Annotated in this window: 27 protein-coding genes; 18 read left to right on the top strand and 9 right to left on the bottom strand. The window is 63.6% G+C overall.

Going from position 1 to position 26,358, the window contains the following annotated elements:
* Positions 1-9: 9 nt before the first annotated feature.
* A complete protein-coding gene (locus AC1DB0_RS16490) occupies positions 10-1,095 on the bottom strand; it encodes a GlxA family transcriptional regulator (protein WP_054427889.1) in 1,086 nt (361 codons plus the stop codon).
* 144 nt (positions 1,096-1,239) lie between these two features.
* On the opposite strand from AC1DB0_RS16490, the gene AC1DB0_RS16495 reads away from it, so the two are divergent.
* From AC1DB0_RS16495 to AC1DB0_RS16515, 5 genes are read left to right on the top strand one after another with little or no spacing between them, the layout of a single operon-like run.
* Positions 1,240-2,292, top strand: a complete 1,053-nt coding sequence (locus AC1DB0_RS16495; RefSeq protein WP_476758045.1) for an ABC transporter substrate-binding protein — start codon at positions 1,240-1,242, stop codon at positions 2,290-2,292.
* Positions 2,293-2,305: 13 nt separating this feature from the next.
* Positions 2,306-3,358: an ABC transporter ATP-binding protein gene (locus AC1DB0_RS16500; protein ID WP_346553408.1), complete on the top strand. Its 1,053-nt coding sequence runs from the start codon at positions 2,306-2,308 to the stop codon at positions 3,356-3,358.
* On the top strand, positions 3,355-4,203 hold the full coding sequence (locus AC1DB0_RS16505; protein ID WP_476758044.1) for an ABC transporter permease: 849 nt from the start codon (positions 3,355-3,357) through the stop codon (positions 4,201-4,203). The genes AC1DB0_RS16500 and AC1DB0_RS16505 overlap by 4 nt, the downstream gene beginning before the upstream one ends.
* On the top strand, positions 4,200-4,991 hold the full coding sequence (locus AC1DB0_RS16510; protein ID WP_175171504.1) for an ABC transporter permease: 792 nt from the start codon (positions 4,200-4,202) through the stop codon (positions 4,989-4,991). Before AC1DB0_RS16505 ends, AC1DB0_RS16510 begins: the two co-directional genes overlap by 4 nt.
* Positions 4,992-5,043: 52 nt before the next feature.
* Complete coding sequence (locus AC1DB0_RS16515) at positions 5,044-6,057, top strand: proline racemase family protein (RefSeq protein ID WP_441372142.1); 1,014 nt, start codon at positions 5,044-5,046, stop codon at positions 6,055-6,057.
* A 64-nt stretch (positions 6,058-6,121) separates the two neighbouring features.
* Here the strand turns inward: AC1DB0_RS16515 and AC1DB0_RS16520 are convergent, their stop codons facing one another.
* The 4 genes from AC1DB0_RS16520 to AC1DB0_RS16535 are packed head-to-tail and all read right to left on the bottom strand — an operon-like array spanning position 6,122 to position 10,429.
* Positions 6,122-7,720, bottom strand: a complete 1,599-nt coding sequence (locus tag AC1DB0_RS16520) for a GMC family oxidoreductase (protein WP_476758043.1) — start codon at positions 7,718-7,720, stop codon at positions 6,122-6,124.
* Positions 7,721-7,754: 34 nt separating this feature from the next.
* Positions 7,755-8,558 carry a shikimate dehydrogenase family protein gene (locus tag AC1DB0_RS16525; protein ID WP_054427895.1) on the bottom strand — a complete coding sequence of 268 codons (804 nt, stop codon included), beginning with the start codon at positions 8,556-8,558 and terminating at the stop codon, positions 7,755-7,757.
* Between the two features lie 26 nt (positions 8,559-8,584).
* Positions 8,585-9,571: a transketolase family protein gene (locus tag AC1DB0_RS16530; protein ID WP_054427896.1), complete on the bottom strand. Its 987-nt coding sequence runs from the start codon at positions 9,569-9,571 to the stop codon at positions 8,585-8,587.
* The gene (locus tag AC1DB0_RS16535; RefSeq protein ID WP_476758042.1) at positions 9,572-10,429 is read right to left on the bottom strand and encodes a transketolase; all 858 of its coding nucleotides are present in this window, start codon (positions 10,427-10,429) and stop codon (positions 9,572-9,574) included.
* 125 nt (positions 10,430-10,554) lie between these two features.
* Between AC1DB0_RS16535 and AC1DB0_RS16540 the strand changes: the two genes are divergently transcribed.
* The gene (locus tag AC1DB0_RS16540) at positions 10,555-11,259 is read left to right on the top strand and encodes a GntR family transcriptional regulator (protein WP_054427898.1); all 705 of its coding nucleotides are present in this window, start codon (positions 10,555-10,557) and stop codon (positions 11,257-11,259) included.
* A 9-nt stretch (positions 11,260-11,268) separates the two neighbouring features.
* Positions 11,269-12,339 carry a glycerol dehydrogenase gene (locus AC1DB0_RS16545; protein WP_054427899.1) on the top strand — a complete coding sequence of 357 codons (1,071 nt, stop codon included), beginning with the start codon at positions 11,269-11,271 and terminating at the stop codon, positions 12,337-12,339.
* A gap of 49 nt (positions 12,340-12,388) precedes the next feature.
* Here AC1DB0_RS16545 and kce read toward each other — a convergent pair whose 3' ends face one another.
* Genes kce through AC1DB0_RS16560 form a run of 3 tightly spaced genes read right to left on the bottom strand, consistent with a single transcriptional unit; the run spans position 12,389 to position 15,055 of the window.
* Positions 12,389-13,324 (bottom strand): 3,5-dioxohexanoate:acetyl-CoA acetone transferase, encoded by a 936-nt coding sequence (gene kce, locus AC1DB0_RS16550; protein ID WP_054427900.1) that lies wholly within the window; start codon positions 13,322-13,324, stop codon positions 12,389-12,391.
* Positions 13,317-14,273 carry a 3-hydroxyacyl-CoA dehydrogenase gene (locus AC1DB0_RS16555; protein WP_054427901.1) on the bottom strand — a complete coding sequence of 319 codons (957 nt, stop codon included), beginning with the start codon at positions 14,271-14,273 and terminating at the stop codon, positions 13,317-13,319. Before AC1DB0_RS16555 ends, kce begins: the two co-directional genes overlap by 8 nt.
* A complete protein-coding gene (locus AC1DB0_RS16560; protein ID WP_476758041.1) occupies positions 14,273-15,055 on the bottom strand; it encodes an SDR family oxidoreductase in 783 nt (260 codons plus the stop codon). The genes AC1DB0_RS16555 and AC1DB0_RS16560 overlap by 1 nt, the downstream gene beginning before the upstream one ends.
* Positions 15,056-15,385: 330 nt before the next feature.
* Here AC1DB0_RS16560 and AC1DB0_RS16565 point away from each other — a divergent pair, with 330 nt between their 5' ends.
* The 6 genes from AC1DB0_RS16565 (at position 15,386) to AC1DB0_RS16590 (ending at position 21,850) form a co-directional block, all read left to right on the top strand.
* Entirely contained in the window at positions 15,386-16,585 is a 1,200-nt protein-coding gene (locus AC1DB0_RS16565) for an ABC transporter substrate-binding protein (protein ID WP_175171499.1), read from the top strand.
* Between the two features lie 121 nt (positions 16,586-16,706).
* Positions 16,707-17,573, top strand: coding sequence for a branched-chain amino acid ABC transporter permease (locus AC1DB0_RS16570; RefSeq protein ID WP_175171498.1), 867 nt, complete (start codon positions 16,707-16,709; stop codon positions 17,571-17,573).
* Between the two features lie 22 nt (positions 17,574-17,595).
* On the top strand, positions 17,596-19,377 hold the full coding sequence (locus tag AC1DB0_RS16575; protein WP_054427904.1) for a branched-chain amino acid ABC transporter ATP-binding protein/permease: 1,782 nt from the start codon (positions 17,596-17,598) through the stop codon (positions 19,375-19,377).
* Positions 19,370-20,074 (top strand): ABC transporter ATP-binding protein, encoded by a 705-nt coding sequence (locus tag AC1DB0_RS16580; RefSeq protein ID WP_054427905.1) that lies wholly within the window; start codon positions 19,370-19,372, stop codon positions 20,072-20,074. The genes AC1DB0_RS16575 and AC1DB0_RS16580 overlap by 8 nt, the downstream gene beginning before the upstream one ends.
* A gap of 16 nt (positions 20,075-20,090) precedes the next feature.
* Positions 20,091-21,086 carry an NAD(P)H-quinone oxidoreductase gene (locus AC1DB0_RS16585; RefSeq protein WP_476758040.1) on the top strand — a complete coding sequence of 332 codons (996 nt, stop codon included), beginning with the start codon at positions 20,091-20,093 and terminating at the stop codon, positions 21,084-21,086.
* A complete protein-coding gene (locus AC1DB0_RS16590; RefSeq protein ID WP_427947340.1) occupies positions 21,083-21,850 on the top strand; it encodes an SDR family oxidoreductase in 768 nt (255 codons plus the stop codon). Before AC1DB0_RS16585 ends, AC1DB0_RS16590 begins: the two co-directional genes overlap by 4 nt.
* An 81-nt stretch (positions 21,851-21,931) precedes the next feature.
* On the opposite strand, the gene AC1DB0_RS16595 is transcribed toward AC1DB0_RS16590, so the two are convergent.
* On the bottom strand, positions 21,932-22,594 hold the full coding sequence (locus AC1DB0_RS16595) for a thiopurine S-methyltransferase (RefSeq protein ID WP_175171495.1): 663 nt from the start codon (positions 22,592-22,594) through the stop codon (positions 21,932-21,934).
* 224 nt (positions 22,595-22,818) lie between these two features.
* Between AC1DB0_RS16595 and AC1DB0_RS16600 the strand changes: the two genes are divergently transcribed.
* The 5 genes from AC1DB0_RS16600 to AC1DB0_RS16620 all read left to right on the top strand — a co-directional run bounded on the left by AC1DB0_RS16600 (position 22,819) and on the right by AC1DB0_RS16620 (position 26,315).
* Positions 22,819-23,364, top strand: a complete 546-nt coding sequence (locus tag AC1DB0_RS16600) for a sigma-70 family RNA polymerase sigma factor (RefSeq protein ID WP_054427909.1) — start codon at positions 22,819-22,821, stop codon at positions 23,362-23,364.
* Positions 23,361-24,044 carry an anti-sigma factor gene (locus AC1DB0_RS16605; protein WP_342067541.1) on the top strand — a complete coding sequence of 228 codons (684 nt, stop codon included), beginning with the start codon at positions 23,361-23,363 and terminating at the stop codon, positions 24,042-24,044. Before AC1DB0_RS16600 ends, AC1DB0_RS16605 begins: the two co-directional genes overlap by 4 nt.
* A gap of 87 nt (positions 24,045-24,131) precedes the next feature.
* The gene (locus tag AC1DB0_RS16610) at positions 24,132-24,680 is read left to right on the top strand and encodes a fasciclin domain-containing protein (protein WP_054427911.1); all 549 of its coding nucleotides are present in this window, start codon (positions 24,132-24,134) and stop codon (positions 24,678-24,680) included.
* A gap of 133 nt (positions 24,681-24,813) precedes the next feature.
* Positions 24,814-25,554, top strand: coding sequence for a tetratricopeptide repeat protein (locus tag AC1DB0_RS16615; RefSeq protein ID WP_476758039.1), 741 nt, complete (start codon positions 24,814-24,816; stop codon positions 25,552-25,554).
* A complete protein-coding gene (locus AC1DB0_RS16620) occupies positions 25,551-26,315 on the top strand; it encodes a hypothetical protein (protein WP_476758038.1) in 765 nt (254 codons plus the stop codon). The genes AC1DB0_RS16615 and AC1DB0_RS16620 overlap by 4 nt, the downstream gene beginning before the upstream one ends.
* The last annotated feature ends 43 nt before the right edge of the window (positions 26,316-26,358 follow it).

A 26,358-nucleotide genomic window follows, 5' to 3' on the forward strand; every position in this document is an offset into this window, starting at 1 on the left:
AGCCGAGGGCTACGCAAGAAACATACCGGCGTCGTCCTCTTGCCCGATGGCGGGTTGCTGGCCACGGGCCTGTTGATACTGCCTGGGAGATAGACCGAAGTGCGCACGAAAGTCGCGTGAAAAATGCGCGCCATCGGCAAAGCCGCAGTCCAGCGCAATCTGCGTGATGCTGGAAGGATTATTCAACAATAACCAGCTGCCGTATTCCAGCCGCAGTTGCCGCTGAAACGCCATGGGCGACATGCCGGTAGCCAGCCGAAAGGCGCGTTCCAATTGCCGGCGGCCCACGCCGACATACCGCGCAATGGCATCCAGCGGCGGCGGGTTGTCGATGCGCTGCTCGATGAAGTGCGCCGCCTGCCGCACGCGCAAGTCCTGAATGCCGGACAAATCTGTGCGGAAATGCGCCTGCGGCACGCGCCCCGGCCGCACGCCCTGAAGCATCATGTGCCGCATCGCCTGCTGCGCCTTGTCGCGCCCGCAATGCCGCGCCACCAGATACAAGGCCAAGTCGATCGCCGCCGTGGAGCCCGCGCAGGAAATCAGATCGCCTTCATCCACAAACAGCCGGTCGACCACCGCACGCGTTTGCGGGAAGCGTTCGCGAAACGCATCCAGCACATTCCAATGCACGCACACCGTGCGCGGTCCGATCACGTCGGCTTGCGCGAGCGCGAACGTACCCGTGCAGATGCCCAGCAGCCGCACGCGCTGCGCGGCCGCCAGACGCAGCCAATCGCGCAGCGGTTCGGGCATGCGCCCGCTGATGTAGTCATTACCGCCGCACACGGCGACGTAATCGAACTCGGCGGGATCGGCGGGCAGGCTGTCGGCGACATCGATGGTCAGCCCCGCACTTGAGCAACGCGGCTTGCCATCCCAGCTCATCACGCGCCACGCGGTATGGATCTGCCGGCTGCGTCCGCCGTGGTCGCCCGCCAGCCGCAACACATCTACCAAGCCGGCGAAAGCGGCCAGCGTGAATTGGTCCATCAGCACGATGCCGACGGTCAGTGCGGGTTTCCCCCGAGGCAAGTCCTCGGCGCCCTCTTCATAGGGAGACGTCGGAAAAGCAGGGGGTGTGGCGGCAGTCATGACGCAATTATTCAAGTTTTTGTCCCGCGCCTTCAAGCTCGTTTTCCCGGGGATCACCCAAGATGCAGTTATGGCAACGTCTTGGATCGTTCCGGCCACACGGACGGGCAGGACACGCCAATAAATCGACAAGGGGAATCCGACATGGCAACACCGAACCGCAGCGCACTGGGCGCCGCCTTGCTGGGCGCCGGGCTATTGCTGGCCACGCCAGCGATGGCGCAGCAGCAGAAGATCACCGTCGCCTGGTATGGCGGCAATTGGGGCGACGCCTTCCGCGCCTGCGTCGCCGACCCCTACACCCAGGCCACGGGCGTCACCGTGGTGCCGGAAGTGGGCACGTCGACCACCACGCTGGCCAAGCTGCAACAGCAGAAGAACGCGCCGACGATCGACGTCGCGTGGATGGACGGCGGCATCAGCGAACTGGCCGCGCAGGCGGGCGTGCTGGACACGCTGGAACCCGCCACGATACCGAATCTGAAAAACGTCATCGACCAAGGCGTGTACCGCAATGGCGATGCGGCCTATGCCGTCAGCACCGGCTATTACTCGCTGGGCATCACCTACAACACCAAGGAAGTGCCGCAAGCGCCGACCAGCTGGAAAGACCTGTGGAAGCCTGAGTACGCCGGCGCCGTCGCCGTGCCCTCGCCTGCGAATTCGTCCGGCGTGCCGTTCATCTTCTTCCTTGCCCGCGTCTTCGCCATCGACCCCTCCAACCTGGCGCCGCTCTACACCAAGCTGGCCTCGCTGGACACGGCCTTGTTCTTCGATAGCTCGGGCGCAGCCAGCAACGCCTATCAAAGCGGCGAAGCCATCATTGGCGCGCATTTCAACGTGGGCGCATGGGACTTGATCGACAAGGGGCTGCCCATCGGCTTTGCCGTTCCCAAGGAAGGCGCGTGGGCCACCGACGCTCGCCTGCATCTGGTCAAGGGCGCGCCCAACGCGGCCGCCGCCAAGCAATTCATCAATACCGCATTGACCCCTGATGCCGCGGCGTGCCTGGCCACGCGCTTGTATCTGGGCCCCGCCGTCAAAGACGTGCAGGTGTCCCAGGACGTAGCCCGCAAGCTGCCGTGGGGTGCTGAAGGCTCGGTCAAGAACTTGAGCCTGTTCGATTGGAACCTCATCAACAGCCGCCGCGCTGAAGTGACCGACGCGTGGAACCGCCAGGTTGCCCGCAAGCGCTAGGCCGGGGTCGACCATGTCTGCTTTGCTCACCATTGAAGGCGTGTCGATGCGCTTTGGCGCCTACCAGGCGCTGGACCATATCGACCTGGACATCCAGCAGGGAGAATTCGTGGCCCTGCTGGGGCCCAGCGGTTGCGGCAAGACGACCTTGCTGCGCTCGATTGCCGGCTTTCTGAAACCGGAATCGGGCCGCATTCTGATCGATGGCCAGGACATCAGCCGCTTGGCCGCGCACCACCGCCCGCTGAACACGGTCTTCCAGAACTACGCGCTGTTTCCGCACATGACCGTGCTGGAAAATGTGGCCTATGGCCCGCGGCGCCAAGGCGCATCCAAAGCCGAGGCCGCTGAACGAGCGCGCGCAGCGCTCGACATGGTGGGGCTGGCGGACTTCGGCCCGCGCTACCCCCGAGAAATGTCTGGCGGCCAACAGCAGCGCGTGGCGCTGGCGCGCGCCATCGTGAATCAGCCCAAGCTGCTGTTGCTGGACGAACCCCTGTCTGCGCTCGATTTGAAGCTGCGCAAGCGCATGCAGCTGGAGCTCAAGCATCTGCAAGCCAAGCTGGGCATCGCATTCATCTTCGTCACCCACGACCAGGAAGAGGCCATGACCATGGCCGACCGCGTCGTCGTCATGCATGCCGGCCGTATCGAACAGGTGGGCGCGGGCACGGATATTTATCGCCAGCCCGCGACCCGCTTCGTCGCCGAATTCATCGGCGATGCAAACTTCATGGCGTTCACCGCGGCAGACAGCAACGCGCTGCGGCTGGACGTGCAGGGCCTGCGCGTGCCACTAGCCGCCGCACCCGCCTTGGCGCGCGGCGTGGCGGTGCTGCGCCCGGAAGATCTGCGCTTGAGCGACGGCCAGGCCGGCTGCGTATTGACGGGCACCGTCACCGACGTCATCAACGTGGGCAGCCACAGCATGATCCACGTCGACATCGGCAGCCAGACGGTCGTGGCGCGCCATGGCGGCATCGCGCCGTCGGGCTTGCGGACAGGAGCCACCGTGAGCCTGGCGTTCGCGCCCGAACACCTGCACCTGATTGGTGAACAGCCATGAACCGGCGCGCTTGGCTCTCACCCGGCCTGCTGCTGGCGGCCCTCGTGCTGTTTTTTGCAGCCTTCTTCCTGGCGCCGTTGGCGGTGGTGGCGTTGGCCAGTATCACGGGCGGCCCGGATGGCGCCACGCTGACCTTGCAGCAGTACACGCGTGTGCTGGCCGACCAATACCACTGGGACGTGATCCTGGTGACCTTCCGCCTGGCGTTCTTCACGACGGTCGTCTGCGTGATCCTGGGCTATCCGCTGGCTTGGTATCTGGTGCGCGTGGTGCGCTGGCAGGCGTGGCGGCGCTTCTGCGTCATCTTGCTGGTCGTGCCGCTGTTCACCAGCAACATCGTGCGCGCCTTTGGCTGGATGGTGCTGTTGGGCCGTAATGGCCTGGTCAACCAGGCGCTGGTGGGCGTGGGCGCGGCCGACCGCCCCGTGCGCTTCATCGGCACCGAGCTGGGCATTTTGATTGGCATGGTCTATGTGCTGCTGCCGTTCGTGGTGCTGGCCGTAGGCAATGCGCTGGCGCGCGTGGACCCGGCGTGCGAACACGCGTCTGCCGACCTGGGCGCCAGCCCCGCCGCGACGTTCTTTCATATCACCTGGCCGCTGACCCTGCCCGGCGTGGTGTCCGGCGCCATCATCGTCTTCACGCTGGCGGTCAGCGCGTACGTGACACCGGCGCTGCTGTCGGGCGGCCGCATCTCGGTGCTGTCCATGCTGATCTTCCAGCAATACAGCTCGGTGTTCGACTTCCATTACGGCGGCGCGCTGAGCATGGTGCTGCTGGTCTTCACCCTGATCCTGGTGGCGCTGGCCAACCGCGCCGCCACCTTGCCCGGAGCCGCGCGATGATCGCCCGCCATCTGATCCGCCTGATCGCGCTGGCAGTGCTGGCGTACCTGGCCCTGCCGCTGATCGTGATCCTGGGTTCGTCCTTCACGGCCACGCCGTACCTGGCGTTTCCGCCGCAAGGCTGGACGCTGGAGTGGTACCGCACGCTGTTGGTCGAAGCCGGCTATGTGGCGGCGTTCACGACCAGCACGGTGCTGGCGCTGGCGGCAACCATCGTGGCGGTGCTGCTGACCGTGCCGGCCGCGCTGGCGGTGGCGCGCTACGAATTCCCGGGCAAGGCGGCGTTGACGTCGGTGCTGATGTCGCCGCTGGTGCTGCCGCACATCGTGCTGGGCGCGGCGCTATTGCAGTACGGCGCGTATTTCGGTTTGACGCGCAGCTTCCTGTCGCTGTTGATCGGGCACATCGTCATCATCGCGCCGTTTGTGCTGCGGTCGACGTTGACGTTGTTGACGCCCGAGCAGCGCGCGCTGGAAGAAGCGTCTGCCGATCTGGGCGCTAATCCCTGGACCACGTTCTTCCTGGTGGTACTGCCGCAGATCCGCCCCGGCATCGTCACCGGTTCCATCTTTGCGTTCATCTCATCGTGGATCAACGTGGAGCTTTCCATCTTCAACACCACGGCGGACCTGAACACCATCCCCGTCAAACTTTTCAACTATGTGCAGTACACGATTGATCCGACCATCGCAGCCGTATCGGGCGCCACGATTGTGGTTGCGGTGATCGCTATCGTCATTCTGGATTTGACCGTCGGGTTGGACATGCTGTCCGAACGCGGCAAATAGTTTCCCTCCTTCCGCTTTTCCCCTTCATCCTACTTAGTCTGGAGCCACAGTCATGCGCAAGCAAGACGCGTTCGATGTCATCTATACCCATACCGAAGGCGAGCCCCTGTGCATCGTGCATAGCGGCATCCCCTACCCCGCCGGGTCAACCATCCTGGAAAAACGGGCCTTTCTGGAGCAGAACTACGACTGGCTGCGCCAAGCGCTGATGCGCGAACCGCGCGGCCACAAAGACATGTTTGGCGTGTTCCTCACGCCGCCGTCCAGCCCCGAGTTCGATGCGGGCCTGATCTACATCGACGGCACCGAGTATTCGCATATGTGCGGCCACGGCACCATTGCGGTCAGCATGGCGATGGTGGCCAATGGCCTGGTTGCCCGCGGCAAGGACGGCATCACGAAAATCCGCTTTGAAACCACGGCCGGGCTCGTGGTGTCAGAAGTGGCGTCCGAAGGCGACAACGTGTTGTGGACGCGCTTTGAGAACGTGCCGGCCTATGTGGCTGCGCAAGACATCCCGGTGGAACTGCCGGGCTATGGCAAGCTGTCGGCCGACATCGTCTGGGGCGGCAACTACTTTGGCATCGTCGACTTGTCGGGCTGCGATCTGCGAATCTCGCCAGACAACGGCACCGAGCTGTCGCGCATGGGCTTGATCGTGCGTGATCAGTTGAACGCGCGCCACCGCATCCAGCATCCGACCCAAGCGCACATCAACAACCTGAACTTCATCACGTTCTGGCACCAGCCGACGATTGAAGGCGCGTTCTACAAGAACGTGCACGTGTTCAGCGCCGGCCAGTTGGACCGCTCGCCTGGGGGCACCGGCACCAGCGCCATGATGGCCATGTTCGAGGCGCGCGGAAAGATGGGCCTGAACCAGCCGATCAAGTCGGAAGGCTTGTTGGGCAGTGGCACGTTCGAAGGCTGCCTTCTGGGTGAAGTGGACCTGAACGGCACGCGCGCCGTGCGCCCCACGGTGAAAGGCACGGCCAGCATTCTGGGCACGGCACGCTGGGTGATCGACCGCAACGACCCGGTGGGTGCGGGGTTTTTGATTCGCTGATGTTGATTGGCTGAAAAAAAGCGCGCAAGGCCAGCCGGCCTTGCGCGCTTTGCTTCATGCCCGGTCACGCTGCCGCAGCGTCTTCCAGGATCATTTCCGCGCCGCGCTCGGCCACCATCATGACGGCGGCCTGCGTGTTGCCGGACACCATCTTCGGCATCACCGATGCGTCCACCACGCGCAAGCCTGTCACGCCATTCACACGCAGCCTGACGTCCGTTACGGCGGCCGCGTCCGACCCCATGCGGCAGGTGCCGATCGGGTGATAGATGGTCTGGCCGTTACGGCGCGCAAACTCCAACCATTGCTCGTCGCTTTCAACCGCTGCGCCCGGGCTGACTTCGGCTTCGATATAGCGTTGCATGGCGGGCTGCCCCACGATACGGCGTGCGGCTTTCATGCCGCCCACGAGACTGTCGCGGTCGATCTGCGCCGACAGGAAGTTCGGGCGGATCGACGGGCCAGCCAGCGGGTCCGCCGACTTCAGATGGATGGAACCCACCGATTCCGGCCGCAACTGCGCCACCCCGATCGTCATGCCCGGATGCCGGTCCAGGATGCGCTCGGCGGCGTTGGCGTAGCTGGCGTGCACAAAGAAGAATTGCACGTCTGGCGTGGGCAGGCCCGGCGCGCTTTTGACAAAGCCATGAACGAGCCCCGTGCCTAGCGTCAGAATGCCGGTGTGACGCGTGTAGTAGCGCGCCACCTGTTGCGCCAGCCGCCAGCCGCGCGACATCTCGTTCAAGGTCACCGTGTTTTTCACGCGCCAATTCATGCGCGTGGCGAAGTGGTCGATATAGTTCTCGCCCACCTGCGGCTGCGCATGCACCACCGGAATATTGAACGATTGCAGCAGCGCGGGGTTGCCCACGCCGGACAGCTCAAGCAGCTGCGGCGATTGCACGGCGCCCATGCACAGCACCGTTTCGCGGCGCGCGCGCACCGTGTGCTCCTGCCCGTTCTGGCGGAACGTGACGCCCACGCAGCGCTTGCCTTCGAACACCAGCCGCGTCACATGCGCGCCGCACTCGACGCTAAGGTTCTTGCGTCCGGCGGCGGGCTTCATGTAGCCGTCCACCACGCTCCAGCGGCGTCCACGATGCTGCAGCACCTGGTAGTAGCCCACGCCTTCCTGGTTGCCGCTGTTGTAGTCGGCGTTCAAGGGCTGGCCGTCTTCCTGCGCGGCGCGCAGAAACGCGTCGGATACGGGAAAGCGCTCGGCCACTTCCTCAAGATGCATGGGGCCATTCTTGCCGCGCGTGTCACCGCCTGCATCGTAATGTTCGATCTTGCGGAACAGGCGCTCGGCCTGCGCATGCCCCCAGCCGGTCGCGCCCGCCGCTTCCCAGCCGTCGTAATCCTGAGGCTGGCCGCGCACGTAAATCATGCCGTTGATCAGCGTTGATCCGCCCACGCCCTTGCCGCGCGGCACGGCGATGGTGCGGCCATACACGTTGTCTTCCGGCTCGGTTACGAAGCGCCAGTTGTAGTCGGGGTTCACCAGCAGCTTGGAAAAGCCTGCCGGGATGCCGATCCACATGCTGCGCGCCTCTTGCCCGGCTTCCAACATCAGCACCCGATGCTTGCCATCGGCGCTGAGCCGGTTGGCCAGAATGCAGCCCGCCGTGCCGCCGCCCGCAATAATGAAGTCGTAATCCGCCATCGCTATTCACCGAATCCTGATGTTGGCTGCATGGCTACTTGGCGGACGTCACGCCCAGCATCTCGGCCATCAATTCAATCTGGCAGGCCAGCATCGGCGCGCCGTAGTGAACCTTGCAGCCCTTGGCTTGCGCGGCCAGCAGCAGCGCGGTGTCTTTCGGCTGCATGATGACTTCGCACACCAGTTGGTCCGGCGTCAGACGCGCGGTGTCCAGCGGCAGCGCATCGCCTTCCTTCATGCCCAGCGAAGTGCCGTTGACGACGAGGTCATGGCCCGACGGGTCGGGCGTGCCCACCGAGATATCGGCATCGGGATGCAGCGACAAAATGCGCGCCTTCAGGTCTTCGGCCTTGGCCGGGGTGCGGTTGGCAATCGTCAGGTGCGACACGCCCGCCTGAACGAGTGCAAAGCCGATGGCGTTGGCCGCGCCGCCGGCGCCCGCCAGATACGCGCGCTTGCCTTGCACCGTGACGCCAGCCGTCAACAAGCCGCGCACGAAGCCTTCGCCGTCCAGCATATGCGCCGTCAGCCGGCCATCGGCATCGCGGCGCACCACATTGGCCGCACCGATTTTTTGCGCGACGGGCGTCACCTCGTCAACGAGGTCCAGGATGGCCGTCTTGTGCGGCATGGTGACGATGACGCCACCCAGGTTTTCCAGCCGGCGCAGGCCGTTGACGACGTCGGCCAGATTGTCGGGCCGCGCGTGAAAGGGCACGCACACGCCGTCAAAGCCCAGCTTGTCGAACAGCTCATTCAAGCGCTGCGGCGTCTTCACGTGATGGATGGGGTCGGCCAGGATGCCGAACAGGCGGGTGTTTCCGCTGATTTCCTTCATGGGGTCTCCGGGATGTTGGGGTCGTATCAGGACTTGATCAGAGCTCGCGCCACGTCGCCAATGCCGGCGGCGTCAAGCTGGTAGTGGGCGTACAAGGTAGTGGGCGGCGCGATCAGGCTGTACTCATCATAGATGCCGTGGCGGCGCAGACGGGTGCCGGTGCCGGCATCCGTCAACACTTCAGCCACGGCCGAGCCCAGCCCGCCCAATACGTTGTGTTCTTCCACCGTCATCATCAGACGGGACTGGCCAGCGGCGGCCAGCACGGCGTCGCGGTCCAGCGGCTTGATGGTGGGCATGTCGATGACGCCCACCGACAAGCCCTCTTCTCGCAATTGCTCGGCGGCTGCCAACGCGGCGTGCAAGGTGATGCCGCAAGCAATGATGTTCAGGTCGCTGCCGGTTGAATGCACGATGGCGCGGCCGAATTCGAATGGCGCGCCGTCTTCATACACCTGCGGATCGCGGCCGCGGCCGATGCGGAAGTAGATCGGTTCAGGCCAGTTGACGGATGCCTTGATGGCCGAGGCCAGTTGCGGGCCGTCGGCGGGCGACACCACCGTCAGGCCCGCCAACGCGCGCATCGTCGAGATGTCTTCGGTGGCGTGGTGCGACGTGCCGTAAAAGCCCAGGCTGATGCCGGTGTGGTGGCCGATGAGCCGGACGGGCAGCTTGGTGTAGGCCACGTCCATGCGGATCTGTTCGCAGCACAACAGGCCCAGGAAGGACGCAAAGGTGGCGACGAACGGCATCATGCCGGTGGTGGCCAGGCCGGCCGCGGCCGACACCATGTTCTGTTCCGAAATGCCGAACTGGATGTAGCGGTCGGGATAGGCCTGCGCGAAACGGTTCAGGCCGTTGGAATATTGCAGGTCGGCCGAGCCCGCCACAACCGGGTGCCCGGCTTGCGCCAATTCGATCAGCGCATCGGAAAGATAGGACAGCCCGGGGTTCACCGCATTCAGGGCGCGGTACTGCCAGGAGTCAGGAGAGAGAACTTGTGCCTGTGCCATTCAGATCTCGCGGGAAAGAATTTCGTCGACGGCGCTTTGCGCGTCTTGCGGCGCCAGATAGCCCAAGTGCCAGCCCGGCTCGGTTTCCATATAGGAAACGCCCTTGCCCTTGATGGTCTTGGCGATGACGCAGGCGGGCTTGTCGCGTGTGTCGTCCGCGCGCAGGCGGCGCAGCAAGGCGGTCAGCGCGTGCAAGTCATGGCCGTCCACTTCATGCACGTCCCAGCCGAAGGCCTGCCACTTTTCCTTTAGCGATTCGACGCCCATCACGTCATCCACCTTGCCGTCCAGCTGGTAGCCATTGCGGTCGATGATGGCGATCAGCCGCGACAGCCGGTTGTGCGCGGCAAAGAGCGCCGCTTCCCAAACCTGCCCCTCCTGCATCTCGCCGTCGCCCAGCATGACGAAGACATTGAAGTCGCGCTGGCTCATGCGCCCGCCCACGGCCATGCCGACGCCGTTGGACAGCGCATGCCCGATGGAGCCCGAGCTGAAGTCCACGCCCGGCACCTTGCTCATGTCGGGGTGGTCGCCCAGCGGGCTGCCGAGGCGCGTGTAGCCGTCAAGCAGTTCGCGGTCGATGAAGCCGTGATCGGCCAGCACCGGGAACAGGCCGACAGCGGCGTGCCCTTTGCCCATCAGGAAGCGGTCGCGATCCGGCCACTGCGGCTCGCCCGGACGCAAGCGCATCACGTCGTAGTACAGCGACGCAAAAATCTCGGCGCACGAGAACACCGAGCTGTAGTGCCCGACCTTGGCGATTTCGATCAGTCTGATTGTCTCCAGCCGGATGTAGCGGGCCTTTTCCCGCAGCATCCCGACTTCCCCCTCGGTGGGGGCCTCCTGGTTGTGGCGCATGGCGCGTCCTTTCTTCGTTAGGATATATGATATATAATATACCCATTGTGCTCGGATTGGCTATGGCGGGCTAGAATTCATCCCGGATTCACCCGTTCCCCTCATACAGCAAGCTCCGAAACGTCATGCCCAGCCTCAAACCGGTCAAGAAAGAGAACCTCTCCGTCAGGGTCTACAACGAAATCCGCAATGCCCTGATCAACGGGCAGTACGAACCCGGAGAACGCCTGATCATTGGCGAACTGGCTCAGGAAATGGGCGTGTCGATCACGCCCGTACGCGAAGCCATCTTCCGTCTCATCAGCGAACAAGGCCTGGAAATGCAGGCGGCCACGGCCGTCTATGTGCCGTACGTGAATTCGGAAAAATTGCGCGAGATCCAGCAGATCCGGTTCCATCTCGAAGGCATGGGCGCGGCTGAAGCCGCGCAGAACATCACGCGCAAGCAGCTGGACAACCTGATCGCGCTGCAAAAGGATTTCATTTCCTGCACGTCGACTGACCCCAAGCGCGCCAGCTACCTGAACCGCAAGTTCCACTTCGGCATTCTGGAAGCCAGCAACAAGCCCATCTTGCGCAGCACCGTGGAATCGTTCTGGGTCATCACCGGCCCTATCCTCAAGGTGTTCCACATCAAGACCGCCGGGCTGGACTATTCCGAAAACGAACACCGCCACGAAGCCGTGCTTGAAGCATTGGAAGCACGCGACTCCGAAGCCGCGCGCAGCGCCATCCAGGCCGATCTGGTCTGGGGCGGCAAGATCATGATCGACTGGTTGGTCGAACGCGAAAAAGAGCTCGACTACCGCCCTCCCGTGCCACGCAAATAGGAAGACTTCATGCTGAAGATTTTTGGCGCTCCCTGCCGCTACATACAGGGAGCGGGCGCCCTGGACACCCTGGGCCAGTACGCCGCCCTGTTCGGACAACGCGCCGCCCTGGTCATCGACCGCTACGTGCATGGCGTGTTGGGGTCCAGAATCGAAAGCCTGTGCGCCGAACACAATGTGGCGCTGACGCCCTTGATCGTTGATGGCGACCTGACGCCTGAACTGATTGCCGAGCTGCGCGCGCAGGCCGCGCCCGCCGGCATCGACATGGTGATTGCAGTGGGCGGCGGCAAGTCGCTGGATGCAGGCAAGGCGGTGGCGAAGTCGTCGCATTGCCACCTGATCACGGTGCCGACGGTGGCCTCCAACGACGCGCCCACCAGCAAGAACTACGTGCTGTACGACGCCCATCACAACCTCCTGGCGGTAGAACACATGCTGTTCAATCCCACGATCGTGCTGGTGGACACGGCCATCATCGCGACCGCGCCCGTGCACTTCTTCCGAGCCGGCCTGGGCGATGCGGTGTCGAAGAAATTCGAAGCCGAGCAATGCCAGCGCAACGGCGGCAAGAACATGTATGACGGCGCGCCCCTGCTGTCGGCGCAGCTGATTGCCGACGGCTGCCTGCGCACGCTGCTGGCCGATGGCGTGGACGCCGTGGCGGCGGCCGGCACCGGCGAACCCACGCCCGCATTCGAACGCGTGGTGGAAGCGATGATCCTCATGAGCGGTCTCGGTTTTGAAAGCGGTGGCCTGTCCATTGCGCATGCCCTGACGCGCGGGTTGCCCAAGATCGGCGGCGTGGGAACGGCGCTGCACGGCTTGCAAGTCGCGGTTGGCTTGCTGGTGCAGCTTGACCTGGAGCAACGCAACGACGGCATGCTGGCCGACCTGACGCAGTGGTACGCCCAAGTCGGTCTGCCCACCACGCTGCGTGAACTGGGCGCGGCCGACATGCCCAGCGACGCCGACCTGACACTGGCCGCCGAACTCACGTTGAAAGCCCGCCATGCCGCCAACTTCGATCGCGTGYTGGACGTCGCCCAGCTGACCGAGGCGCTACGCCGCCACGCTTGAGATCAGCCGGCAGCCGGCGCCCACGCGCCGGCCCGCCGCCCGCTTCCGATCAGAACGCCACGTTGTCCCGGCCCTTCAGGCCGAGCTTGGCGCGCGCTTCGTCAGGCGTCGCCACTTCCAGGTTCAACGCTTCCACAATGGTGCGGATGCGTTCCACCTGCGAGCGGTTGGATTCCGCCAACTGGCCCGGCCCGATCCACAGCGAATCTTCCAGACCCACGCGCACGTTCGACCCCATGGCCGCGCCAATCGTGGCCAGCGGCATCTGGTTGCGTCCGGCGCCCAGAATCGACCATTCATAGTCGTTGCCGAACAGGCGGTCGGCCGTGCGCTTCATGTGCATCAGGTCTTCGGGATGCGGGCCGATGCCGCCCAGAATGCCAAACACCGACTGGATGAACGGCGGCGACTTCACCAGCCCGCGGTCCACGAAGTGCGCCAGGTTGTACAGGTGGCTGATGTCGTAGCACTCGAACTCAAAGCGCGTGCCGTTGGCGTTGCCCAGGGTCAGAATGGATTCGATGTCCTGATAGGTATTACGGAAGATCAGCGAACGGCTGTTCTCCAGATGCTCCCGTTCCCAGTCGTGCTTGAAATCCTGGAAGCGGTCCAGCATCGGGAACAGGCCGAAGTTCATCGAGCCCATATTCAGCGACGCCAGCTCGGGCTTGAACGTCGTGGCCGGGCGCATGCGTTCTTCCACCGTCATGTGCGGGCTACCGCCGGTGGTGATGTTGATGATGGCGTCGGTCTCGTTCTTGATGCGTTCCAAGAAGGGCTTGAACAGCGCCGGGTCTTGCGACGGCTTGCCCGTTTCCGGATCGCGCGCATGCAGATGCAGCACCGCCGCGCCCGCCTTGGCCGCACCAATGGCGGCTTCCGCAATTTCATCCGCCGTGACCGGCAGATGCGGCGACATGCTGGGCGTGTGGATGGCGCCCGTCACGGCGCAGGTGATGACGACTTTCTGTTTCGGCTTAGCCATGATTGTCTCCGTCCTCTTGTTTGTGGCGCATCAAGCGCATCAGTTTTTCATCGCGCCAGAAGCGGCGCTTGCCCAGGTCTTCCTGCGGCAGCAGGCTGCGGCGTTCCTGTTCCAAGGCATCCACCAGCGCGCCATCCCACGCGACGCATTCGCTTTGGTCCGCGCCAATCGATTGGTACAGGCCGCCGTAACGCGCGCAATAGTCGGCAATGCCGCCCGGCGCATTCAGGTCGATGGTTTCAAACGGCCCCATGAACGACCAGCGCAATCCCAGGCCGTCTTTCACCGTTGTGTCGATGTCTTCGGCGCTGGCGATGCCTTCCTTGGCCAGCCGGAAAGCTTCGTGCAGCAACGCGCCTTGCAGGCGGTTCAAAATGAAGCCTTCGATTTCACGGCGCACGCGAACCGGTTTCTGGCCAATGTCCGTCATGACATCGCTTGCGCCCTCAAGCGCCGCGGCATCCGTCCACGGCGCGGGGCAAAGCTCCACTACCGGAATCAGATACGGCGGGTTCACCGGATGCGCGACCAGGCAGCGATGCCGCCCGGCCAGGTGCTCGGTGAACTGGCTGGCGGGAATGCTCGATGTTGAGCTGCCGATGATCGCGTCCGGCTCGGCCACGGCGTCCAGTTCCGAGAACAAGGCGCGCTTCACGTCCACCTTCTCAGGCGAGTTCTCTTGAATGTAGCGGGCGCCCTTGACCGCGTCGGCCAGGCTGGCGGCCACGTGGACCCGTTCGATGATGGTGTCAGCGCCCTTCACGAGCCCTTGCGATTCCAGCTCGCGCAGCTGTTGCAGAATCAGCGCACGCGCCTCGGCCAGCATGGCGGCGTTGACATCGAACAGGCGCACCGTCCAACCCATGCGCGCGAAGACGATGGCCCATCCCTGGCCGATCAGGCCCGTGCCGATGATGGCGGCGCAGCGCACCGCATTGCCGGCGGCCATCAGTAGAGCTTCTGCGTGAAGCCGTCCACCACGATGGCCTGGCCCGTGACGCTGCGGGCGGCCTCGCTGGCGTTGAACAGCACCATGTTGGCGATATCGCGTGCGGTCACCATGCGGCCCAGCACGGCCTGGTTCTCGTACTGCGCAGCAATCTCGTCCACGGGACGGCCCAGCGTGCCGGCCTTGGCCGCGATGACGGCGCGGATGCGCGGGCCTTCAACTGCGCCCGGCAGGATGGCGTTGACGCGAATGCCGTGGGCGCCAAGCTCAATGGCAAGCGACTTCGTGAAACCAATCACCGCCCACTTGGACGCCGAATACACCGAGCGTCCGGCAAAGCCCAGATGACCGGCGGCGGAAGACAGGTTGATCATCACGCCCGCCTTCGATTCCTTCAGCATGGGAATGGCCTGGCGCGCGCATAGGAACTGGCCCGTGATGTTGACGGCCAGCGTGCGGTCCCAGTCGGCCTTGGACAAGGACTCAACATACCCCGTCGGCCCGGCCACGCCCGCGTTGTTGATCAGGATGTCCAGCCCGCCCAGTTCCTGCTTGACCGCAGCAAACAGCGCGCCCACGCTGTCTTCGTCGGACACATCCGCCACCGCGGTATGCACGCCGGGAAGCTCAGAAGGCAGCTCAGCCAGCCGGGCCTGATTCACGTCGCACACGAAAACCGTGGCGCCTGCGTGATGAAACACCTTGGCCATCTCCAGGCCCAGACCATCCGCACCGGCGGTGATCAGGACCCGTTTTCCGGCGAAATCGACTTCCTCGAACATGCTGTTGTCTCCTGGGTTTTATGGAAAATCGCGCGTTTGATCATATACGATATATGATAAAACCCAATTTTTTCTTGTAAGAATTCCACCACGCGACTCCTCCGAAAGGTGCCGTCCGCCTGGCGGAATATTGCGGTTCATTTCCTATGAAATCGGCCGCTAAGGCTTTATTCACGCGGCTTTAGGGAATTCCCCGATTCGGCTTGAAGCCGCCGACACTAGAATCCACTTCGGGGTTTTTGTACCTGACCGGCGCATATATCATATATTTAAAAAAGACGGACAACACAAAAACAGTCCGCATCCCAAACCGACAAAGGAGCGAAGACAGTGTTCAAGTTCAACAAGATTATTGTGGCGCTGGGCGTGTGCGGCGTACTGGCAAGCGGCACCGCAGCGGCCGACATGAAAGTGGGCGCCCTCTTCCCGTTCAGCGGCGCGCTTGCGCTCCTGGGGCAAGAGAGCTATCGCGGCCTGGAGCTGGCCGTCAACGAGATCAACGCTGCAGGTGGCGTCAACGGAGAGAAGATTGAAATCGTCAAGGCGGACGCGGTTGACCCGACGCAAGCCGTGTCGGAAACCAAGCGCCTGATTTCAGCCAATGTGGTCGGCGTGTTTGGCAGCTACGCATCGGGCATCTCGTACGCGGCCTCGCCCGTGACGGAACTGGCCGGCGTGCCGTACTTCGAACTGGGCGCCACCGCCCACAAGATCACGACGCGCGGCTACAAGTACCTGTTCCGCAGCAACCCCAACACGGCGCTGTACGGCGTGTCGGTCGTCAACGCGCTGCACGACACCATTGCCCCGGGCATGGGGCTGAACCCCAAGGACATCAAGATCGGCATCATCCACGAAGACGGCCCTTATGGCACCGACGTGGCGGCGACCGAAAAGAAGCGCGCGCAAGAGCTGGGCTACACGGTCGCCGAAGTGCTGCCGTATTCGGCCAAGACGGTGGACCTGTCGTCGCTCATCCTGCGCTTGAAGGGCGCCAAGGTTGATGTGGTGTTGCAAACGGCTTACCAGAACGACGCCATCCTGTTCTTCAGCCAGGCGCGTGCCGCAGGCTTCAAGCCCAAGGTCGTGATTGGCGCGGGCGGCGGCTATTCGTTGGCCGATACCGCCAAAGCGGTGGGCGCCGACATGAACGGCGTGTTCGATCTGGACTTCCCGCAATCGTCCATCAACCCGGCCGGCGCGCCGGGCCTGGACAAGTTCCTGGAAGCCTACAAATCCACCTACAAGAGCGATCCGCAATCCGGCCATAGCCTGACCAACTACGTCGGCGCCAAGGCCTTCTTCGAAGCCATCGGCAACGCCAAATCCACCGACAAGGACAAGATCCGCGCCGCGGTCATGGCCTACAAGAAGCCCGCCGGCCAGACGGCCAACGGCTGGGCCTTCGACTTTGGCGAAGACGGGCAGAACAACGCTTCCACGTTCTACGTCATGCAATGGCAAGACGGCAAGCTCGTCACCATCGCGCCCAGCAACCTCGCACTTGGCAAGCCTGTCTTCAAGAAATAAGCGCCACGCCAGTGATCAGGCGCTCGGGGGCGCCTGACGATTCCCGGGTTTTGCGCGCCCCGGCGCAGCCGCACTCCATGCGGCCGCGCCGGGGCGGCATCCCGCTCTAAGAGGTTGCACCATGGATATCTTCATTCAACTGGTCATCAATGGCCTGTTGCTGGGTGGCGCGTACACCATCATCAGTCTGGGGCTGACACTGATCTTCGGCGTCGTGCGCGTCGTGAACTTTGCGCATGGCGAGTTCCTGATGATCGGTATGTACCTGGTCTATCTGATCGCCGCGCAATTCGGCGTACACCCTTATGTGGGCCTGGTTCCGGTGGCCGTCATTCTGTTCGCGCTGGGTGCGCTGACGCAGAAGGGCATCATCCAGCCGCTGCTTAACGCCGACCAGCACATTCAGATTTTCGCCACGGTGGGCGTGTCCACCATCCTGCTCAATCTGGCGCTGGTGATCTTCGGCGCCAACGTGTATCGCGCGCCGGTTGCGCTGGGCACCAACGCCATCGACGTCGGTAACTACTCGATGGTGACGGGCCAGTTGATCACCTTTGTGGTCGGCATCAGCCTGGCCGTGCTGCTGCATCTGTTCATGCATCGCACCTACCTGGGACGCGCGCTGCGCGCCGTGGCCCAACATCGCTATGCCGCCACGCTGATGGGCGTGAACGTGAACAACGTCTACGCCATCGCCTTTGGCCTGGGCACCGCATTCGTCGGCATCGCCGCCGGCCTGCTGGCGCCGCAGTATCCGGTGTTTCCGACCGTCGGCACGTATTTCGTGCTGACGGCATTTGTGATCGTGGTGCTGGGCGGCCTGGGCAGTTTGTACGGCGCCGTCGCCGGTTCAATGATCATCGGCATCGTCGATACGCTGGCCGGTTATTACATCGCCCCCGACCTGAAAGAGGTCGTGTATTTCGGGATCTTCCTCTTGATCCTTGTCCTGCGTCCGAACGGTTTGTTCGGCGTCGGCACCGAGTGATCAACGCCACAAGGAGCGAGACGTGTTTCCCGACTTTAGAAGCCCCAAAGCCTACGTCAGCCTGATTCTGCTGATCGTCATGTTCATCGTGCCCGCCGTGATGGGCACGCCTTTCTGGACCAATCTTTTCGTTCTGCTGTTCGTCTTTTCATCGCTGTCGGTGGCCTGGAACATCGTGGGCGGCTACGCAGGGCAGCTGTCGCTGGGCCATGCCGTGTTCTACGGCATCGGCGGCTATACCGCGACGCTGCTCACGCAGAACTTCGGCATCTCGCCGTGGTTCGGCATGTTGGCGGGCGCGGCGATTTCGGCGGCCGTCGCCATCCTGATCAGCTACCCCACGCTGCGGCTGCGCGGCCCCTTCTTCGCGCTGGCCACCATCGCCATTCTTGAAGTGGTGCGGCTGCTGGTCATCCACGAAGAAAGCTGGACGGGCGGTTCTAGCGGCATCAGCCTGCCGCTGAACATCGGCTGGGCGTGGATTGTGTTCCGCGAAAAGCTCAACTACGTGATCATCGCGTTCGGGCTGTTCCTGTTCGTGACGTGGGTGTCCTGGTACGTCCGCAAGTCACGCATCGGCCACTACCTGATCGCCATCCGTGAACGCGAAGACGCAGCGCTGGCCGTGGGCATTCCCACGGTGCGCGTGAAGATCATCGCCGCGGTCGTGTCGGCCATGCTGACGAGCATCATCGGCACGTTCCACATCACCTACCTGACGTTCGTGGACCCGAGCTCGGCGTTCTCGCTGGAGCTGTCGATTCAGGTGGCTATGTTCGCGTTGATTGGCGGCCTGGGCACCGTTGCTGGCCCCATCGCGGGCACCTTCCTGGTGCTGCCAATTGCCGAGCTTGCGCGCGGCTGGTTGTCCAGCGTGGGCAACGGCATGCACGGGCTGATCTACGGCCTGATTCTGGTGGCCGTGGTGCTGACCATTCCGCGTGGTCTGGCCGGCGCGTTCGGCCCTGCCATTGAACGCATGCTGGCGCGTCTGCCTTACCTGGGCACGCCGCGCAAGAAGCTGAAATTGGCTGACGAGCTGCGCATGCATAACGCCACGCGCGTCGAGCAACCGGTGCTGAAGGCCGACAAGCTGTTCAAGAGTTTTGGCGGCCTGCGCGCCACCAACGACGTGTCGCTGACGCTGAACCAGAACGAAATCCTGGGCATGATCGGGCCGAACGGCGCGGGCAAGACCACGGTGTTCAATCTGCTGTCGGGCTTTTTGTCGCCCGACAAGGGCGGCATTTCGATGCTGGATGCGGACGGCAATTGGGTCACGTGCAAGACGCCGGACGAGTTCGCGCACAAGGGGCTGGGCCGCACGTTCCAGATCGCCAAGCCGTTCACGGGCCTGACGGTGCTTGAGAACATCATGCTGGGCGCGTTCATCCGCACGTCCAGCCGCGACGAGGCCGAGCAGATTGCGCTGAAGGTGGCCGAGCAGACGGACCTGGTCAAGTACTTGAACACCGAGGCGCGCAGCCTGACGGTGGGCGGCATGAAGCGTCTGGAGATTGCCCGCGCGCTGGCCATCAAGCCGCGCATTCTGTTGCTGGACGAAGTGATGGCGGGGCTGAATCCCACCGACATTGAAAAGTCGATCCAGATGATTCGCCGCATCCGAGATTCGGGCGTGTCGGTGCTGCTGATTGAACACATGATGCAGGCCACGATGGCGCTGTCCGACCGCATCATCGTCCTGAACGAAGGCGCCGTGCTGGTCAGCGGCGCGCCGAAGGACGTGGTCGAGAACCCCGCCGTCATCGAGGCCTATTTGGGCAAGGAGTACCAGGATGCTTAAGGTGTCGAATCTGTCGTCGGGCTATGGCAAGAGCCAGGTGCTCAACGGCCTGAACTTCGAGGTCAACGCGGGCGAAATCGTGACCCTGATCGGCGCCAACGGCGCGGGCAAGACCACGACGCTGAAGACGCTGTGCGGCGTGATTCCCGCCATGCAGGGCAAGGTCGAGTTCGAAGGCCATGACCTGACCAACCGCAACCCCTACGACATCGTGGACGCCGGGATCACCATGATTCCCGAAGGCCGCCAGTTGTTCCCGCACTTCACGGTGAAAGATAACCTGTTGATGGGGTCGTACAAGCGCGCCGCGCGGCCGATCGTGCAGCGCAAGCTGGACGAAGTGCTGCGCATTTTTCCGCGCGTGAAGGAACGCCTGTCGCAGTACGCCGGCTCGTTGTCGGGCGGTGAGCAGCAGATGGTGGCCATTGCGCGCGGCATGATGGCGGACCCCAAGCTGCTGGTGTTCGATGAACCTTCGCTAGGCCTGTCGCCGCTCTTGGTGCAGCAGATGTTCGACATCATCCGCAACGTCACGTCCCATGGCGTGACGGTGCTGCTGGTTGAGCAGAACGTATTCCGCACCTTGCGGCTGGCCGACCGCGGCTATGTGCTGGAGAACGGCGCCATCGTGCGCACCGGCACTGGCGCCGAGCTGCTTAGCGACCCCCACGTAAAGAAGGCCTATCTGGGCCATTGAAGATCAGGATTCCCTTATGTCCTTACGCTGCACATTCATCGACCATGGCAAGGGCGGCGCGCCCGACTGCATGCACATCGCCGAACGCGACATGGACGCGCCCACCGGCCGCCAGGTGCTGATCGAAGTGGCTTATGCCGGGGTCAACCGCCCCGACGTGCTGCAACGCTCGGGCTCGTACCCGCCGCCCTCGGGCGCATCGCCCTATCTGGGGCTGGAAGTCTCCGGCACCGTCATCGCCGTCGGTCCTGACGTGACCGCCTGGAAAGTGGGCGACGCCGCCTGCGCGTTAACGCCTGGCGGCGGCTACGCGCAGTACTGCCTGGCCGACGAGCGCCATTGCCTGCCGGTGCCGCGCGGCATGGACATGCTGTCCGCTGCCGCCATCCCCGAAAACTACTTCACCGTCTGGACCAATGTGTTCGACCGCGCCCGCTTGTCGGCCGGCGAAAAATTCCTGGTGCACGGCGGCTCCAGCGGTATCGGGCTGACGGCCATTCAACTGGCGCGCGCCTTCGGCGCAGAAATCTGGACGACGGTTGGCAACCAGGCCAAGGCCGACGCCTGCTTGAAAGCGGGCGCGCACCACGCCCTGCTTTACCGCGATGCGGACTTCGAAGCGGAAATCCGGCTCGCCACCGATGGCGCGGGCGTTGACGTCATTCTGGACATGGTGGGCGGCGCCTACATCAACAAGAACATCCGGTCGCTCGGCATCAACGGCCGGCTGGTGCAGATTGCGTTCCTTGAAGGCAGCAAAGCCGAAATCGATGCGCTGCCCATCATGACGAAGCGGCTGCAGTTCACGGGTTCCACGCTGCGCCCCAGGTCAGATGACGACAAAGGCGCCATCGCGCAATCACTGGCGGAAAAAGTCGTGCCCCTGATGGAGCAAGGCCAATGCCTGCCGCTGATTCACGAAGTGTTCCCGCTGGCCGAGGCCGCGCGCGCACATGCCTTGATGGAAAGCAGCAAGCACATCGGCAAGATCATGCTGAAGGTGCAAGCATGAGCGGACGCTTTCAGGATCAGGTCGCTATCGTGACCGGCGCTGTGGGCGGCATCGGGTCGGCGATTGTCGAGGGCTTTCTGGCGGAAGGCGGCCGGGTGGGCCTGATTGATTTCAACGCGCAAGGCGGACAAGCCTACGAAAAGACGCTGCGCAAACACGGCCACGACGCCGTCTTCGTGCCGGCAGATGTGGCGCACTTCGACCAATGCCAGGCCGCGTACGACCGCATTACGTCAGAGCTAGGTGCGGCCACGATTCTGGTCAACAACGTCGGCATCTCGCCCAAGACCGAGGGGCGCGCGCTGAAGGTCTGGGAGATGCCGCCCGGCGAATGGAACAACGTGGTCGCGGTGAACCTGAACAGCGTGTTCTACATGACACATCTGGCCACGCCGCACATGGTCAAGCAACGCCAGGGGCGCGTGATCAATATGTCGTCCGTGGCCGGCAAGGCGTATTGCGACATCGTCGCCGCGCATTACGCGGCGACCAAGGCCGGGCTGATCGGCCTGACGCGCCACTGGGCCGCCGAGCTGGGCGAGTTCGACGTCACGGTGAACGGGCTGGCGCCCGGGCGCATCAGCACGCCACTGCTGAAAAGCGTGCCGCAGGAAATCAACGACGCGGTTACGCGCGTGACCGCGTTGCGCCGGCTGGGCACGCCCGAAGAAGTGGCCGATGCCTGCCTGTTCTTCGCGTCCGATCAGGCAAGATTCGTCACCGGCCAGGTGCTGGATGTGGCGGGCGGCTGGTTGATGACGTAAGCGCCTCAGCCCCAGAAAAAAAGCCCGTTTGCGAAAACGGGCTTTTTCAATGGTGCTGCAACGTCGATGACGCAACAACGGTCAGGCGTCTTGCACACCCAGCCGGTACACCACCGTGTCCAGCCGGCTGACGCCCGCGCTCTGGAACTTGGGTTCTTTTTCAAGAATGTCGCGGCGGTCAATGATGGCCGCGGGCGACACGCCGGTGAAGATTGCCTGCACTTCGCTGTCCAGCACCGCAAACGGCGGCCCCGCCATTTCTTCCTGCGGGTAGTCCAGCGTGATCAGCAGCCCCCGGCTAGCCGGCGACAACTGCCCGTAGACGTGCCGCACATAGTCGGCGCGCATGTCTGCAGGCAAGGCGACGAGCGCGGCGCGGTCGTACGCGCCCACGCAATGCGACAGCAGTTGCGCATCCAGCTTGAAGATGTCGCCGCAGATGATCTCGATGTTGCCCGCCACATAGTGCTTGCCGTACACGGATTCATGCGTCACCGGCCGCAGCTCGTTTTCAGTGAAGAACTGGTCCACCGCGAGCTGCGAGAGTTCAACCCCCAGCACCGAATGCCCCTGCGCCGCCAGCCAGACCATGTCCAGCGATTTTCCGCATAACGGCACCAACACCCGTCCACCCTTCGGTACGGCCAACGTGGGCCAATACTTCTGCAAGAGCGGCGTGATTCGGGTTTGATGAAAATGCGTGCGCCCTTCGCGCCAGCGTTCCAACCAGAATTCTGCGTCCATGCTTTGTCTGCTCCTCCTGTGTTTCGGTTGCAAGCTCATCGCTTCTGCCGGGCCGGCCGGGGCCCGGATGCCTTGGCGTAACCAGCGTAGCGGGTATCGCCGCCCGAGCGCTTGATGCCGCGCAAAATCGGACTGGCGCATTGTAGTGCCCGCACGATGGATGACGGCGACCACCGCCCCCGGGTATGCTCTGGAACAGCACGCCCTTGCCCCCCTAGGAACCGATGCCCGACGCCCAGCACCTCCAGGCCCTGCTCCTTCAGTGCGCGGAAAAACGCGAATCCGCACTGGCGGAGATTTATCGCCTTGCGTCCCCGCATCTGTTTGCGCTGGCCAGACGTATGTTGAGAGACCAGGCCGCTGCGGAAGACGTGCTTCAAGAGTGTTTCGTGTCGATCTGGCGCCAGGCCGGGCAGTACCAGGCCGAGCAGAGCCAGCCCATGACATGGATGACCCGTATCGTTCGCAACCGCTGCATTGACCGCTTGAGGCGCCCCGATATCCTGGTGCCCGACCCGGACGATACGCTGACCCTTGCCATGGCCGACGACAGCCCCGGCCCGCTTGCCCGTCTGGAAGACAGTCAGGAAGGCCGCCGGCTGGCTGATTGCATGGGCCAGCTGGAGGGACCGCAGCGCGTTGCCATCGCCATGGCGTTCTTTGACGACCTGGCTCACCCCGACATTGCGGCGCGCCTGGAAACGCCGTTAGGAACGATCAAGAGCTGGATACGCCGTGGGTTGCAACGGCTAAAAAGGTGCCTGGAATGAATTACCGCCACCCCGAACTGCAAGACCGCCTGGCCGCCGAGTACGTGCTGGGCGGCCTGCGCTCTGGTGCGCGGCGGCGCTTCCAGCAATTGCTGCGCGACGATGCCGGCCTGCGCCGCGCAGTCACCGAATGGGAAGACCGGCTGCTGCCGCTGGCGCTTGCCCTGCCTCCTGAAACGCCGCCGGCCCATGTGTGGAAGGCCATCGCCGCCCGCATCGCGCCCGCGGCCAGCCCGGCCCCGGCCCGCGCCGCGTCGGGCCGTGGTCTTTCATGGTGGCGCACGCTGTCTGCCGGCTTGGCCACGGCCGTGGTGGTGCTGGCCTTCCTGACGCTCAAACCGCCCGCCACGCCGCAAGACGTGCGCACCGTTGCCGTGCTGTCGGGCGAAAAGACGCCGGGCGCGCTGGTCGTGAACACCTTGCCGGACAATCGCTTGTCCGTGCAGCCCATGCAGGACCTCGTTGCCCTGGCCGATGGCCGCGCGCTGGAACTGTGGGCAATCTCGCCCGGGCAAGCCCCGCGTTCATTGGGCGTGGTGCTGCCCGGCCAGACCACCGTGCTGTCGCCGCGCTTGCCACCGCTGCAAGGCGATACGGTTGCCATCACGCTGGAACCGGAAGGCGGCGCCCCGAATGGCATCCCGACCGGCCCCGTCGTGTTAAGCGGCAAGGTGATCTGATCAGGGTTTGTCCTTAGTGAAATAAGCGCATCCATTCGCAGGCCAGCCGCGTATCTCCTCATGACGGCCACACAAAAGGAGATCGTCATGAAATTGCTAGCCTCGATTGCCATCGCTTGCTCCGCCCTGACCCTGTCGCCCGTGTACGCGGCCGACGTCATGGTGGGCGGACAGCCGATGATGCCCGCCAAGAACATCGTGGCGAACGCCGTGAATTCCGCGGACCACACCACATTGGTTGCAGCCGTGAAAGCGGCGGGCCTGGTCGATACGCTGCAAGGCAAGGGTCCGTTCACGGTGTTCGCACCGACCAACGCCGCGTTCGGCAAGCTGCCTGCCGGCACGGTGGACACGCTGGTCAAGCCTGAAAACAAGGCAACGCTGACCAAGATCCTGACCTATCACGTTGTGCCTGGAAAGCTGGACTTCGACGCGCTGGCCGCCAAGATCAAGAAGGGTGGCGGCAAGACCGAACTGACCACCGCCAGCGGCGGCAAGCTGTGGGTGATGATGAACGGCAAACACAACCTGACCTTGAAGGACGAAAAGGGCGGCGTGTCCACCATCAGCACGTATGACGTCTACCAGTCCAATGGCGTTATCCACGTCATTGATACGGTGCTGATGCCGCAGTGATCGTTGCGGCCTTGCGCCGCGCCACGTGATGAAGCGCCCGGCCTATGTGCCGGGCCTTTTCGCTACTGGCCGGGCTTACGGTATCGTAGGAGCCAAATTTGCCTCCCCTTCCTCATCCGGAACCGCCGACCCCATGCTTGCGATCCTGCGCCGCCGTCTGCTGCCCTTTCTGCTGTGCTCACCGCTGCTGATCCTGGCGTTGCCCGCCGCCCACGCACAAAGTGCAGCGCAGCTGGACCATGCTTATCAATCGGAACTCCAGGCGGAGAACGACGCCCTGCGTGCGCGCATCCAGCAGTTGCCCCCCGCCATGCAGGAATTGAACACGCAAATCTCGGCCGCGTTGCGCGCCGGCAATCGCCCGGAAGCGCAGCGTGTCGCCGAAGAGATGGCGCGACAAGATCCCCGCAATGCGGATGTGCGGCTGTTCCTGGGCAAGCTTCACGCCCAGCAGGGCGACCTGCCCGCCGCGCAAGACCTGCTCGACCAGGCCATCAAGCTGAACCCCGACAATAAATGGGCCTACGTGAACAAGGCCGGCACGCAGGCCGAACGTTCTGACCTGCCCAACGCGCTGGCGACCTCCCGTGAACTGACGACACGCTTTCCCGGCTGGAGCATTGGCTACAACGTGCAGGCATCGTTGCTGGATGCCATGAACCGCGAAAGCGAAGCGCTGGACGCTTATCAAAAAGCCGTGCGCGCCGAACCCGCCAGTGCGCTGATCCTGACGAATCAGGGTAATTTGCTGCGCCGCGTGGGGCGGTTGACCGATGCGCGCCTGTCCTATGAAGATGCATTGCGAATTCAGCCGGGCTATGCGCTGGCCAAATCCGCACTGGCTGATTTGCCGAATTCACCGGAGAAACAATGATGAAGCGCCGTCCACTGCTTGCGGGTCTGAGTTTGGGCTGGCTATTGACCGCGCCGTTGCGCGCACTAGCCGCCACCGATCGCAAGCCGATCATCCGGCAGGTGTTCGCCACGCCGGCCGACGCCATCCCGATGTCTTCCCAACACGCGGCCCTGATACGGTTGCTGCGCGTGCTGTGGATGCCCATCGAATCCGGCGCACCGGGCATCGATTTCGAACAACCGCTGCTAGGCGGCCCCGACACGCTGGCCATCGCGCGCCAGGCGTTGAAGACGTCGGATGATGCGCTTGCCATCCGGCGCATGGCCGAGGTGTGCCGCTTGGTGCCCGGCTTCGTTGCATCAATGGGCAAACTGGAGCCGGGCCATTACACGCTGCCGGCCGAGATGAAAGAAGCGTTCGACTTTCCCGAAAGCGGTGTCGACGCGCAAGGCGGTTTTACAGTGCGCGCCGAACACCTGACGGTGTTGCGCGCGGCCGCGTGGCGCGAAGCGAACCCGCAGCAGCTGGAAGCCGTGCTGCGCGAAGGTGATCGGTACTGGCCCGCGCCCCTGATCGACGGCAAGCGGCCCTATGGCGACGCGAGCTACTACCAGGTCGACATGGCCCGCCTGCTGGGCGAGCCCTACCCGCTGGACGCCAAAGGCTACGCCATCACCGAACCGGCCAAGGACGCCCGGCTGAAAAAACTGCATTACGAAACCTACGCCGCGCTACAGGTTTTTCTGGGCCATGCCACCCCGCGCAAAGCGATACGCTGACATTGCCGTTGCCGCTGACGTTGGCGCTGACGTTGCCGCTGAC

Source organism: Achromobacter sp. 10T422 (assembly GCF_056394065.1).

Coding starts and splice junctions, on each gene's coding strand:
- AC1DB0_RS16490 (WP_054427889.1), bottom strand. CDS start 1,095: ATGACTGCCGCCACACCCCCTGCTTTTCCGACGTCTCCCTATGAAGAG.
- AC1DB0_RS16495 (WP_476758045.1), top strand. CDS start 1,240: ATGGCAACACCGAACCGCAGCGCACTGGGCGCCGCCTTGCTGGGCGCC.
- AC1DB0_RS16500 (WP_346553408.1), top strand. CDS start 2,306: ATGTCTGCTTTGCTCACCATTGAAGGCGTGTCGATGCGCTTTGGCGCC.
- AC1DB0_RS16505 (WP_476758044.1), top strand. CDS start 3,355: ATGAACCGGCGCGCTTGGCTCTCACCCGGCCTGCTGCTGGCGGCCCTC.
- AC1DB0_RS16510 (WP_175171504.1), top strand. CDS start 4,200: ATGATCGCCCGCCATCTGATCCGCCTGATCGCGCTGGCAGTGCTGGCG.
- AC1DB0_RS16515 (WP_441372142.1), top strand. CDS start 5,044: ATGCGCAAGCAAGACGCGTTCGATGTCATCTATACCCATACCGAAGGC.
- AC1DB0_RS16520 (WP_476758043.1), bottom strand. CDS start 7,720: ATGGCGGATTACGACTTCATTATTGCGGGCGGCGGCACGGCGGGCTGC.
- AC1DB0_RS16525 (WP_054427895.1), bottom strand. CDS start 8,558: ATGAAGGAAATCAGCGGAAACACCCGCCTGTTCGGCATCCTGGCCGAC.
- AC1DB0_RS16530 (WP_054427896.1), bottom strand. CDS start 9,571: ATGGCACAGGCACAAGTTCTCTCTCCTGACTCCTGGCAGTACCGCGCC.
- AC1DB0_RS16535 (WP_476758042.1), bottom strand. CDS start 10,429: ATGCGCCACAACCAGGAGGCCCCCACCGAGGGGGAAGTCGGGATGCTG.
- AC1DB0_RS16540 (WP_054427898.1), top strand. CDS start 10,555: ATGCCCAGCCTCAAACCGGTCAAGAAAGAGAACCTCTCCGTCAGGGTC.
- kce (WP_054427900.1), bottom strand. CDS start 13,324: ATGGCTAAGCCGAAACAGAAAGTCGTCATCACCTGCGCCGTGACGGGC.
- AC1DB0_RS16555 (WP_054427901.1), bottom strand. CDS start 14,273: ATGGCCGCCGGCAATGCGGTGCGCTGCGCCGCCATCATCGGCACGGGC.
- AC1DB0_RS16560 (WP_476758041.1), bottom strand. CDS start 15,055: ATGTTCGAGGAAGTCGATTTCGCCGGAAAACGGGTCCTGATCACCGCC.
- AC1DB0_RS16570 (WP_175171498.1), top strand. CDS start 16,707: ATGGATATCTTCATTCAACTGGTCATCAATGGCCTGTTGCTGGGTGGC.
- AC1DB0_RS16580 (WP_054427905.1), top strand. CDS start 19,370: ATGCTTAAGGTGTCGAATCTGTCGTCGGGCTATGGCAAGAGCCAGGTG.
- AC1DB0_RS16585 (WP_476758040.1), top strand. CDS start 20,091: ATGTCCTTACGCTGCACATTCATCGACCATGGCAAGGGCGGCGCGCCC.
- AC1DB0_RS16590 (WP_427947340.1), top strand. CDS start 21,083: ATGAGCGGACGCTTTCAGGATCAGGTCGCTATCGTGACCGGCGCTGTG.
- AC1DB0_RS16595 (WP_175171495.1), bottom strand. CDS start 22,594: ATGGACGCAGAATTCTGGTTGGAACGCTGGCGCGAAGGGCGCACGCAT.
- AC1DB0_RS16600 (WP_054427909.1), top strand. CDS start 22,819: ATGCCCGACGCCCAGCACCTCCAGGCCCTGCTCCTTCAGTGCGCGGAA.
- AC1DB0_RS16605 (WP_342067541.1), top strand. CDS start 23,361: ATGAATTACCGCCACCCCGAACTGCAAGACCGCCTGGCCGCCGAGTAC.
- AC1DB0_RS16610 (WP_054427911.1), top strand. CDS start 24,132: ATGAAATTGCTAGCCTCGATTGCCATCGCTTGCTCCGCCCTGACCCTG.
- AC1DB0_RS16615 (WP_476758039.1), top strand. CDS start 24,814: ATGCTTGCGATCCTGCGCCGCCGTCTGCTGCCCTTTCTGCTGTGCTCA.
- AC1DB0_RS16620 (WP_476758038.1), top strand. CDS start 25,551: ATGATGAAGCGCCGTCCACTGCTTGCGGGTCTGAGTTTGGGCTGGCTA.